We start from the raw sequence: 10,679 nt of genomic DNA on the forward strand, positions 1-10,679 counted from the left end.
GTGTCTAGCTACGGACAATCGCTAGCCCGTTCCGTGCTAACGATCGTCCTATGCTAGCCATCAGGCCCTAACCGGGGTTGGGTCACAGCTCCACTTCAGAATTCCATTTTTTAATTTGCTGGGTAACAACGATTGTAGCAAGGATAAAGACGACAATTTCAGTGAAAGGAACTGCGGCCCATACACCATTAATTCCAAACAGCTTAGCCATTATGAGAATGGCAGGCAAAAGAATCAGGTAGCCGCGTAACAGCGACAAGGTAAATGATGCTCTGGCCATATTGATAGCCGTTAAAAATAGAATCATCATTAGGTTCAATGCAATAAAGAAGATTCCCGTAAAGTAAATTGGGAGACCGGTGCTGGCATAGGCTGCTAGCTGACTGGAATGTTCAGTGTTAAAGAGGTCAATAATTGGCATCTTGAAGGTGATTAAGATGATAAAGTTAATTACTGCCAAGCTAAGAGTAATCTGGATTCCCCGCTTAAGTGCCTGCCGGACATTGGCAAAATGGCCTTCGCCAAATTCACGGCTAGCAATTGGCTGCACCCCGAGGGCGACCCCATTAGAGATTGCTAGAACAACGATGGCGATGTTGGAGATTACACCGTAGGCAGCTACCGCGTAATTATTTGCCAGCTGGAGTAAGACGTGGTTGAAAAAGTAAATACTAACACCATTGCTTAACTCGCTCAGTGCAGATGCGGTACCAAGACTAGCCGCCCGTCCCACTGTCTTTAGGTTCGGCAACTGCCAGTGAAGGGTCAGCTGCCGTCCCGGAAACTTCCGGTGGCGTGTCAGGACGAGGAGACTAATGACTGGTGAAAATAAAACGGCGAGGGCGGCACCCTCAATTTTTAAGCCGCAGCCAAAGATAAAGAACCAGTCAATTGCAATCACCGTTAATGTTTCAGTGAGGGTCGCCTTCATGGTCAGTGTAGGATTATTGTCATTTCGAATAAAGTTAACGCAAATGTAGCTACACATGTAAAAGGGACCACTCCAGGCAGCAATTCGCAAGTAAATCATTGCCATTTGCCGGGTCTGGTCATCGGCACCTAAAAAGTCAACCACGGGGTGGGCAAAAGTCACTAGTAAAATAGCAACCACGGTCCCGAAAAGAGCGGCAAAGGTAATCAGCTGGCTAAACAAGTCCTTCACTTTTTCTGGGTGCAAAACCTTATTTAGCGAAAAAATCGTTGCACCACCGACACCAAGTAAGAGACCGGTGGCATTAAAAATACTAAAGATTGGTAGCACAATATTAAGAGTGGCGAGGCCAAGAGCACCAGCAGCGATCGAAATAAAAAGGGTGTCGATTATTACGTATAATGACAGCCCAAGAGTAGCAATTACGTTACGGGTAACATAATGACGAACTTCACCATTAATCATTGCTTTCATTTGTACGTCCTCCTTGTGAGCTCTCATCCCCCATCCGGTTAAGGGTGGGCGCCTGTCAGAGAACAAAAAATAATTTTAGCAAAACCCGGCGATTTTGCGGTCCTTATTTATAACAATTAATTATCTTACAAAAAAATTAACATAAAGTACAGTTAAATCAATCTTCCGTTACAGTGGTCAACCTCGTGCTGGACAATTTCGGCGGGGAAGTCAGCAAGTGCTAGTTCCTGTTGCTGCCACTGTTCATTATAAAAGCGTACTTTGATCTTTTGGTAGCGCGTTGTTGGTCGTTGGCCGCTTAGTGAAAGACACCCCTCCTTAGTTTGGTAAGGGTTGCTCTTTGCGATAATTTCAGGGTTAAACATCACTAGTTGTAGTGGCCCGACCGCCGCGATGATTACCCGTTTATTGACCCCAATCATATTGGCAGCCATCCCAACGCAGCGGTCGGCGTTAGCGGTGAGGGTATCTTTTAGGTCCTGGCCAATTGCAAGGTCGGCCCTTGTTGCGGGGATGCTTTTCTGTTGTAGGATATTTATATCTTTATTGATGTTTTTAATCATGAGCGTTTACCTCCGAAATAAAAAGAGGTCGGAAAATTCCGACCCTTGCCTTATTGGCGATGATGTTGTTTACCAGCATTACGCTGCCGGTTCCGATTTTCAATTTCCTGGGACTTGCTTGATTTGCCGCTTTCTTTTAGCTGGTTGATTGCGTCCGCCGTTTTACTTTGGGAAGTTTTCGGTGCTTCTGGCATCTTAATCGGGTTCTTCTTTTGCTCTTCTTCAATCCGCTTGCGGATACGTGGCCGGTAAGCATTGATCATCAATGTTTGAAGAATAGCGAACAGACCACCAATGAAGAAGTAAAGCCCTAAACCAGCTGACGAAGAAAGGGAAATGAAGAAGGTCATAAATGGACTCATCCAGATGGCCATCTTCATTTGCTTCTTCTGTTCTTCTGGCACACCGACTAAACCAAGGTAACTTTGGGCCGCGTATGCGATGAAGGATAAGATCGCGAAAAGGATGCTTGGCTTCCCTAGCGGAATACCGAAGAAGGTTGCGTGGTACAGGTCGGGTGAGTACCGGATTGCTGCATAGAGGGCAGCGAAGACAGGCAACTGAATCAACAGTGGTAAGCAACCGATCCCCCCGGTTAAGCTAATATTATTATCCCGGTAGAGCGCCATCATTTGCTGGCTAACTGCTGCCTGTTCTTCTGGCGTCTTAGCAGCCTTTTGCTTGGCTGATAATTCCTTGATTAATGGTTGAACCTTTGCCATCTTTTCCTGAGTAATGGTGGATTTCTTCATTTGCGAGAACATAACAGGCAAAAGGATCATCCGCACAACCACTACGATGACAATGATTGCCCAACCATAGTTGTTACCAAGGTGGGCGGCTAACCATTCCATCAGGTGCTGCATTGGTTTAGCCATGTAGTCATAAACGAAACCATATGGCTTACCGCTCTTCGTTGTCCGCACACAGCCACTGAGCGTGAGGAGCATGAGGGACAAGAGACCGGCAATGGTAATCTTCTTATGTTTCATGCGTTATTTATTTCTCCTTGAAATTAGATTGCGTAACACTACATATCTTAACTTAAAGCGCACTTAATTGCTAGCGGGACAAGGCAATTATCGGCGAATTGTAAAAGAGCGGTAGTCTTTTAACGGGGCTTCTTCCTGCTGAATGTCGCATACCTGAGCATAGGGCGTTGGTCCTTTGGCAACCTGGTTGATAAATTTAGTGACAGCATTTGGGTTTCCCTGAACTTCAATGTATACTTGACCAGTTGAAAGGTTCTTAACGAGGCCCACCACACCTAATTGTTGGGCTAGCCGAAGACAAGACCAGCGAAAGCCAACCCCTTGGACTAACCCGCCCACTGTTAATTGGTAGTTAATCATTGCGCTCCTCCTTAATGAAATTTTATTAAATAGTAAATGGTTTGACTGTATTGTACACCAATGTTTCATGGTATAATTAAAAGACAGAAAGGTAGTTATTAATGGAAGAATTAACATCTGTTCACAACCAACACGTTAAGAACTGGAAAAAACTACAGACGAAAAAGTTTCGGCGGCAAAGTGGTCAATACTTACTTGATGGCTGGCACCTTGTCAATGAAGCAGTGAAGGTCGGCAACCACCTTAACCAGCTAATTGGTACCGATGAGCAATTAGATGCGCACCAGGACCTAGTCAACCTAGCTGATGAGGCTTACGTGGTTACGCCGGAGATTATGCGGCATATCACCGAGACGGTTACGCCACAGGGGATTGCCGCGGTAGTTGACCTGCCCGACGCTCACCAAGTACCATCAACAATCAGTGGTGCTTGGCTATTCCTCGACCGGGTTCAGGACCCTGGCAACGTGGGTACGATGGTCCGGACTGCTGATGCGGCTGGTTTTACCGGCGTCGTTGTCGGCAACCGGTCCGCAGATATTTTTGGCCCGAAGGTAGTTCGGTCGATGCAGGGGAGTCAATTCCACCTGCAACTATTAGAAGGTGACCTCCGGAAGTGGATTAATGATTTCAAAGATTTATCTGCGCCAGTATATGGTACCCAGTTAAATCCGGCAGCTAAAAACTTTCGGGAGGTTCATCCAGGACAGACCTTTGCTCTCGTGATGGGGAATGAAGGACAGGGGATGTCTGATGAGTTATTAAAGCAAACGACAGCCAACCTCTATATTCCAATGCGCGGTGACGCCGAGTCATTAAATGTCGCAGTTTCGGCTGGTATCTTAATGTTTCAACTTAACCAAGAATTAAATTAATACAATGGTTTCAATTTAGGGAGTTAACAAACATGATAGTAACAACCAATAGGAAAGGGGTATTACATGAAAACAAAGAATGAATGGCGTCAAGACCAAGAGTATGTTGAGATTGTTAGTGATTTATTAGCACAGCCTGCTGTTCAAAAGCTTGCCAAATATACCCAACACCATCATTCTAACCGCTTGCAGCACTCAATTGCAGTTTCATATGATAGTTATCGAATTGCTAAGCGTCTGCACCTGGATTACCGGAGTACTGCTCGTGCAGGGTTGCTCCACGACATGTTTTACTATGACTGGCGGACAACTAAATTTGATTTAGGTACCCATGCCTTCATTCACCCACGGGTAGCACTGCGGAATGCGGAAAAGATTACCCCCCTGAACAAGAAGGAAAAGGATATCATCTTAAAGCATATGTTTGGGGCAACACTCGCAACGCCTCGTTACCCAGAGAGCCTAATCGTTTCTTTGGTTGATGATTTTGAAGCGGAGCATGAGTTCTTTAGCCCGATGCGTGCTAAATTACGGCGCAAGATTAAGAAACGGCGGATGCGGACAACTTGGTAGGGAGGAGTGTTACGATGCCAAAACTTGCTGAAAAGAAATCAACGGAAACGGACTGTAAACTTTGTCCAAAGTTCACCCAGACCTTTATGATGTTGGGGAAAAAATGGAATGGTTTAATCATTGAGGTGTTACTGGAGGAACCAACTTTACGGTTTAAAGATATTGCTAATGCAATTACGAAATGCAGTGACCGGGTCCTTTGCGAACGGTTGAAAGAGCTGGAGGATGAGCAAATTGTTGTTCGGAATACTTATCCGGACAGCAGTCGGGTTGACTACGCGTTGACTGAACGTGGTCGTGAACTGGCCCCAGTGATGAAGGCAGTTCACGATTGGAGTGACAAGTGGTGTTAATTTTGGCTTGACCTTACTTCGGTGAGTGGCTAAAATGTTTAAAGTAATAAAAGCAATGACGAAAACTAGTAGCCAGGAAGGGTTGAAAGAGAGCTGCCACGGATTCTGCAAGTGGTAGTCAATGCAAGCTGGTGAATTTCATTTTCAGAGCTGATACGTAATGGTATTCCGGCTGATCACCGTTATTGATCGACTTAAGTGTATTAGTCCGTTGACTAATAAACTAGGGTGGTACCGCGAAGCTTCGTCCCTATTAGGGATGGAGCTTTTTTTATTGTAAAAGGAGTTGAAAAAATGGGATTAAAGGATAAACTAACCCAACTTCGTGACGAAGGAATGGCAGAAATCAGAAATTCTAAGGATCTGCAAAAGATCAATGAAGTACGGGTGAAGATGCTTGGTAAGAAGGGCCCAATTACGAGTGTCCTTCGGGGAATGAAAGAATTAAGTGCAGAAGAACGGCCAGTTGTTGGTAAGTTTGCCAACAAGGTCCGTGATGAACTGACTACCGCCATTGAAGACCGGCGGGCGGAACTGGAACAGGCGGAACTGGATGCCCAGTTGGCAGAAGAAAAGTTAGATGTTACCCTGCCCGGAACACCGGTTGCTCAAGGGCAGTCACACGTTATCCAGCAAATTATTGACCAAGTGGTGGACCTCTTTGTTTCGATGGGTTACGAGGTTGCTGTTGGTGATGAAGTGGAACAAGAAGTTTACAACTTTGAAAAACTGAACTTACCAAAGGACCACCCTGCACGTGATATGCAGGATACGTTCTACGTAACGCCAACGGTACTGATGCGGACCCAGACTTCACCAATGCAGGCCCGGATGCTTGAAAAGCATGACTTTAGCCAGGGACCATTAAAGATGATTTCACCCGGTAAGGTTTACCGCCGGGACACTGATGATGCTACCCACAGTCACCAGTTCAACCAAATTGAAGGGATGGTTGTCGGTAAGCATATTACGATGGCCGACCTCAAGGGGACGCTGGAAGTAGTTGCCCAATCATTGTTTGGTGATAAGCTACAGGTTCGTTTACGGCCAAGTTACTTCCCATTTACTGAACCATCCGTTGAAGCCGACATTACCTGCTTTAACTGCATGGGAAAGGGTTGTGCAATTTGTAAGCACACCGGCTGGATCGAAGTACTTGGTGCCGGAATGGTTCACCCAAATGTCTTGAAGATGTCTGGCGTTGATCCTGAAGAATACGGCGGCTTTGCCTTCGGGTTAGGACCAGACCGGTTTGCAATGTTGAAGTACGGGGTTGATGATATCCGGAACTTCTACCAAAATGACGTTCGTTTCCTGAATCAGTTCGACGAGAAAGGATAATCTAAATGAAAGTATCATACCAATGGCTTAAAGAATACTTGGATATCGATGTTGAACCCCGTGAATTAGCCGAAAAAATTGCGCGGACTTCCGTTGATATCAATGATGTTTACTCACTGAGCGACGGCTTAAAGAAAATCGTGGTTGGTGACGTTAAAAGATGTAAACCACACCCTGATTCTGACCACCTCCATGTTTGCCAAGTTGATGTTGGTGAAGATGAACCAATCCAAATCGTCTGTGGGGCCCCAAATGTGGCTGCCGGCGAAAAGGTAATCGTCGCTTTGCACGGCGCCCGGATCGGCGACAACGTTAAGATTAAGCGGGGAAAGATCCGTGGCCAACAATCAAACGGGATGCTGTGTGCACTCCAAGAACTTGGCTTTAGTGATAAAATTGCCCCGAAGGATTATGATGACGGTATTTACCTGCTTCCCGACGATGCCAAGCCCGGTGACTCTGTTTTCCCATACTTAGGAATGGATGACACGATCATTGATACAGATGTTACCCCTAACCGTGGTGACATGCTCAGCATCTACGGCAACGTCAATGACATCGCTGCTTTCTATGGCTTAAAGCCGCACTTCCAGGAACTGTCAGTTAAGGAAAACAGTGACGAAAACGCTAGTGACTTAGTTGAAGCAGTTGTCAATGATGAAACAATCGCTCCTACTTACAAGTTACGGGTAATCAAGGATGTAAAGATTGCGGAAAGTCCACTTTGGCTGCAAATCAAGCTGTGGAATTCTGGCATCCGGCCCGTTAATAACGTGGTTGACGTTACGAACTACATCTTGTTGAAGTATGGTCAACCATTACACAGTTACGACTACGACCAACTTCCTGGCCACCGGTTTAGTGTTCGTCACGCCAAGAAGGATGAACCATTCGTAACCCTTGATGGTGATGAACATAAGTTAATTGAAAATGATATCGTGGTTACGACTGATGACCAGCCCGTTGCACTTGCCGGTACAATGGGTGGCCAGGGTACGGCAGTTTCGGATGAGACGAAGACGGTTGCCTTAGAAGCAGCGATCTTTAACCCGATTATGGTCCGGAAGCAGGCCCGGCGCTTAGACTTACACAGTGAATCTTCAATGCGCTTTGAACGGGGAATCAACCCGGCAACAGTGGAAACAGCCCTGGACGAAGCTGCTGAATTAATTAGTGAACTGGCTGGCGGTAAGGTTACCAAGGGAATCGTAACTGCCAGTGAAAAGCCAGCAGAGGATAAGCAAATCACCCTTTCACTGGCTAAGATTAACCACGTTCTTGGTACCGAACTATCAATGGACAAAGTGGAAGATATCTTTAACCGGTTAGCATTCCCAGTTGAAACTGCTGGTGATGACCAAATCACGGTGACTGTTCCACCACGGCGTTGGGACATCTTTGTGGCCGCCGACTTATACGAGGAAATTGCGCGGATTTATGGCTACGACAACCTGCCCGCTACCTTGCCAGTAATGACCCGGAATCATGGTGGTTTAACCCCACGGCAAAAGTTTATCCGTGCAACCCGTCATGACATGGAAGGGATGGGGCTTACCCAGGCAATCTCTTACTCGTTAACGACTGTTGAGAAGGCCAAGCAATTCCAAATTGACCCGGTTGATGAACCAATGAAGCTTGACTTCCCAATGAGTTCTGACCATGTGGCTACCCGGATGAACATTATCAGCGGCCTGCTGCTCGACGTTGCCTACAATGTTGCGCGGAACGTTGACAACGTTGCCCTTTATGAAGAAGGACGGGTATTCCTACCAAAGGGCGGTGAACGTCCAGAGGAGCAAGAACACCTTGCAGCAGCGGTTACTGGCCAAATGCTTGCTAATTCCTGGCATAAGGATGATCAACCAGTTGACTTCTTCCGGTTGAAGGGAATCGTTGAACGCTACCTCCACAACCTGGGAATTGCGGGCAAGATCTCTTACGTTGCCGATGATAGTCGGTCAGAAATGCATCCCGGTCGGACTGCTAACATTATGATTGATGACCAACTGGTAGGTTTCATTGGTCAAGTTCACCCAACGACTGCCAAGGAATACAAGATTCCGGAAACATATGTCTTTGAACTGAACCTTGAAGCTCTGCTGGCTGCTGATAAGGTTGCAAACGAGTACCACCCAATCAGCAAGTACCCAGCAATCACTCGGGATATTGCCTTGCTGGTTAATACTGACGTTACTAATGACGATGTAATGGCAATTATTAATAAGCGTGGCGGGGCATACCTAAAGAAGGTTCACCTCTTTGACGTCTACAGTGGCTTGCACCTGCCAAAGGGCAAGAAGTCATTAGCCTACACGTTGACTTACCAGGATGACAACGATACATTGACGGAAGATCAAGTAAATAAGGCCTTTGAAAAGGTAACGAATGCGCTGGAAGATGACTTATCTGCAGAAATTCGTTAATTAGGTCGTAAGGGACTATGGCATACCTGCTAGTAGCCCCTTATTTATTAGCGAGGTGGCCGGTTACATGGATAGTCAAAAACTGAAACAACAAAACAAAATTGTGCTGTTGATAGTGGCACTGTTAGTGGTTGCTGGACTGACAATTCACCAGTATTTTAACTATGCTTTGCAGCCTGTTAGTCCCAACAACCGGGCAAGCGTGACGGTAACAATTCCCAAGGGTGCTACCGATGATGAAGTAGGAGCAATCCTGAAGAAAAAGCGGCTGGTGCGGAGTTCTTATGTTTTTTCATACTACTTGCAAACGCACAAGACGAGTGGCATTAAAGCTGGCCAGTTTACGCTTGACCGGTCATTAACCGTGCCACAGATTACCAGGCAACTGCAGAATAGTCGGGCGGCAAAAGTTCGATAGATAGTTGCCGTGTTGCCGATAGTGCTGTATACTATTTCAGATTAAATTAAAAGAGGGAGCAAACTTTATCAATGAGTAATCAAGAGAAAAAACGGCCGATTATTATTGGGGTAACCGGTGGTTCAGGTAGTGGTAAAACGACGGTTAGTCGGGCAATCTACAATGAGCTGAAGGGGCAAGATATTCAAATTATCACCCAGGATACTTATTACAATGACCAGGCTGACATGACGATGGCAGAGCGGAAAGAAGTTAACTATGACCACCCGCTAGCCTTTGACACGGACCTGCTGATCAAGCAACTATCCGAATTACGGAACAACCAGGCAATTGAAATGCCAGTTTACGATTACAAGGCATATACCCGGTCAGACAAGACGGTGCATGTTGAACCAACCGAAATTATTATTTTGGAAGGAATCTTGATTCTCGATGATGAACGCTTGCGGGACCTGATGGATATTAAGGTATACGTGGATACTGACGATGATATTCGAATCATTCGGCGGATTAAGCGGGACATGGCTGAACGTGGCCGGTCACTGGATTCAGTTATTAACCAGTACCTTGCAACTGTTAAGCCAATGTTCCACCAATTTGTTGAACCGACAAAGCGGTATGCCGATATTATCGTGCCAGAGGGTGGCGAAAACCATGTCGCAATTGACTTGCTGACGACCAAGGTTCGTGACATTCTGGTAAAGCGCGGTCATACCCTATAAATCGGTTTACAAGCATTGGAAGAAATGGTAATGTTACCACTGAATTATTAATGAGGAGTGAGAGTTTTTATGGCTGAAGAAAAAACTTACCCAATGACCTTAGAAGGTAAAAAGAAGCTTGAAGATGAACTTGAAGAATACAAAATGAAGCGTCGTCCAGAAGTTATCAAGCGGATTAAGATCGCTCGTAGCTATGGTGACCTTTCTGAAAACTCAGAATATGAATCAGCTAAGGACGAGCAAGCAATGGTTGAAAGCCGGATTGCCCAAATCGAAAATATGTTGCAATACGCAGAGATCATTGATAACGAAGACGTCGACAAGGACGAAGTTTCAATGGGCCGGGAAGTAACCTTCAAGGAACTTCCTGACGAAGAACCGGAAACCTACACGATTGTTGGTGAATCAGAATCTGACCCACTGAACGGTAAAATTTCAAACGAATCACCAATGGCCAAGGGCCTGCTTGGTCACAAGGTTGGCGAAGACGTCGAAATCGAAATTCCAAATGGTACCATGAAGGTTAAGATTTTGGAAGTTAAGTAATAACTTATTAAAGCTCGCGATATCTCTGTAATAGGCAGATTGTAAAATTTAAGTTGAACATATTAGTGGACAAAAAAACCCATAAAGGTCTTTAATGGTGTCACCACA

The 10,679-nt window shown here is 45.7% G+C and carries 12 protein-coding genes and 1 other annotated feature; of the genes, 8 read left to right on the forward strand and 4 right to left on the reverse strand.

The genetic code is table 11. From position 1 onward, the window contains the following. Positions 1-82: 82 nt before the first annotated feature. The 4 genes from QOS07_RS08770 to QOS07_RS08785 form a co-directional block, all read right to left on the reverse strand. On the reverse strand, positions 83-1,405 hold the full coding sequence (locus QOS07_RS08770) for an MATE family efflux transporter (RefSeq protein ID WP_283588574.1): 1,323 nt from the start codon (positions 1,403-1,405) through the stop codon (positions 83-85). Positions 1,406-1,557: 152 nt separating this feature from the next. Then, the gene (locus QOS07_RS08775) at positions 1,558-1,968 is read right to left on the reverse strand and encodes a peptide deformylase (protein ID WP_283588575.1); all 411 of its coding nucleotides are present in this window, start codon (positions 1,966-1,968) and stop codon (positions 1,558-1,560) included. 50 nt (positions 1,969-2,018) lie between these two features. After that, positions 2,019-2,960: a membrane protein insertase YidC gene (gene yidC / locus QOS07_RS08780; RefSeq protein ID WP_283588576.1), complete on the reverse strand. Its 942-nt coding sequence runs from the start codon at positions 2,958-2,960 to the stop codon at positions 2,019-2,021. Positions 2,961-3,047: 87 nt separating this feature from the next. Continuing rightward, positions 3,048-3,320, reverse strand: coding sequence for an acylphosphatase (locus QOS07_RS08785; RefSeq protein WP_283588577.1), 273 nt, complete (start codon positions 3,318-3,320; stop codon positions 3,048-3,050). Between the two features lie 101 nt (positions 3,321-3,421). Here QOS07_RS08785 and QOS07_RS08790 point away from each other — a divergent pair, with 101 nt between their 5' ends. The 8 genes from QOS07_RS08790 (at position 3,422) to greA (ending at position 10,571) form a co-directional block, all read left to right on the forward strand. Then, entirely contained in the window at positions 3,422-4,195 is a 774-nt protein-coding gene (locus QOS07_RS08790; RefSeq protein ID WP_283588578.1) for a TrmH family RNA methyltransferase, read from the forward strand. A 66-nt stretch (positions 4,196-4,261) separates the two neighbouring features. After that, positions 4,262-4,768 (forward strand): HD domain-containing protein, encoded by a 507-nt coding sequence (locus QOS07_RS08795; protein ID WP_283588579.1) that lies wholly within the window; start codon positions 4,262-4,264, stop codon positions 4,766-4,768. A gap of 14 nt (positions 4,769-4,782) precedes the next feature. Continuing rightward, the gene (locus QOS07_RS08800; RefSeq protein WP_283588580.1) at positions 4,783-5,121 is read left to right on the forward strand and encodes a winged helix-turn-helix transcriptional regulator; all 339 of its coding nucleotides are present in this window, start codon (positions 4,783-4,785) and stop codon (positions 5,119-5,121) included. Positions 5,122-5,167: 46 nt separating this feature from the next. After that, positions 5,168-5,376: a binding site (T-box leader), on the forward strand. Between the two features lie 39 nt (positions 5,377-5,415). Then, positions 5,416-6,462: a phenylalanine--tRNA ligase subunit alpha gene (locus QOS07_RS08805; RefSeq protein WP_283588581.1), complete on the forward strand. Its 1,047-nt coding sequence runs from the start codon at positions 5,416-5,418 to the stop codon at positions 6,460-6,462. Between the two features lie 5 nt (positions 6,463-6,467). Beyond that, positions 6,468-8,885, forward strand: a complete 2,418-nt coding sequence (gene pheT / locus QOS07_RS08810) for a phenylalanine--tRNA ligase subunit beta (RefSeq protein ID WP_283588582.1) — start codon at positions 6,468-6,470, stop codon at positions 8,883-8,885. A 67-nt stretch (positions 8,886-8,952) separates the two neighbouring features. Beyond that, positions 8,953-9,303, forward strand: a complete 351-nt coding sequence (locus QOS07_RS08815) for an endolytic transglycosylase MltG (RefSeq protein WP_283588583.1) — start codon at positions 8,953-8,955, stop codon at positions 9,301-9,303. A gap of 71 nt (positions 9,304-9,374) precedes the next feature. Further along, positions 9,375-10,025, forward strand: a complete 651-nt coding sequence (gene udk, locus QOS07_RS08820; protein ID WP_283588584.1) for a uridine kinase — start codon at positions 9,375-9,377, stop codon at positions 10,023-10,025. Positions 10,026-10,094: 69 nt separating this feature from the next. Further along, positions 10,095-10,571, forward strand: a complete 477-nt coding sequence (gene greA / locus QOS07_RS08825) for a transcription elongation factor GreA (RefSeq protein WP_283588585.1) — start codon at positions 10,095-10,097, stop codon at positions 10,569-10,571. Positions 10,572-10,679: the final 108 nt, after the last annotated feature.

The sequence above is a fragment of the Limosilactobacillus viscerum genome, assembly GCF_947387525.1.
In the GTDB taxonomy this organism is placed as follows: Bacteria; Bacillota; Bacilli; order Lactobacillales; family Lactobacillaceae; genus Limosilactobacillus; species Limosilactobacillus viscerum.

Excerpts from the sequence above, each read along its gene's own strand:
- QOS07_RS08795 (WP_283588579.1), top strand. The coding sequence starts at position 4,262 with ATGAAAACAAAGAATGAATGGCGTCAAGACCAAGAGTATGTTGAGATT.
- QOS07_RS08805 (WP_283588581.1), top strand. The coding sequence starts at position 5,416 with ATGGGATTAAAGGATAAACTAACCCAACTTCGTGACGAAGGAATGGCA.
- QOS07_RS08800 (WP_283588580.1), top strand. The coding sequence starts at position 4,783 with ATGCCAAAACTTGCTGAAAAGAAATCAACGGAAACGGACTGTAAACTT.
- QOS07_RS08770 (WP_283588574.1), bottom strand. The coding sequence starts at position 1,405 with ATGAAAGCAATGATTAATGGTGAAGTTCGTCATTATGTTACCCGTAAC.
- QOS07_RS08790 (WP_283588578.1), top strand. The coding sequence starts at position 3,422 with ATGGAAGAATTAACATCTGTTCACAACCAACACGTTAAGAACTGGAAA.
- yidC (WP_283588576.1), bottom strand. The coding sequence starts at position 2,960 with ATGAAACATAAGAAGATTACCATTGCCGGTCTCTTGTCCCTCATGCTC.
- greA (WP_283588585.1), top strand. The coding sequence starts at position 10,095 with ATGGCTGAAGAAAAAACTTACCCAATGACCTTAGAAGGTAAAAAGAAG.
- QOS07_RS08775 (WP_283588575.1), bottom strand. The coding sequence starts at position 1,968 with ATGATTAAAAACATCAATAAAGATATAAATATCCTACAACAGAAAAGC.
- udk (WP_283588584.1), top strand. The coding sequence starts at position 9,375 with ATGAGTAATCAAGAGAAAAAACGGCCGATTATTATTGGGGTAACCGGT.
- pheT (WP_283588582.1), top strand. The coding sequence starts at position 6,468 with ATGAAAGTATCATACCAATGGCTTAAAGAATACTTGGATATCGATGTT.
- QOS07_RS08785 (WP_283588577.1), bottom strand. The coding sequence starts at position 3,320 with ATGATTAACTACCAATTAACAGTGGGCGGGTTAGTCCAAGGGGTTGGC.
- QOS07_RS08815 (WP_283588583.1), top strand. The coding sequence starts at position 8,953 with ATGGATAGTCAAAAACTGAAACAACAAAACAAAATTGTGCTGTTGATA.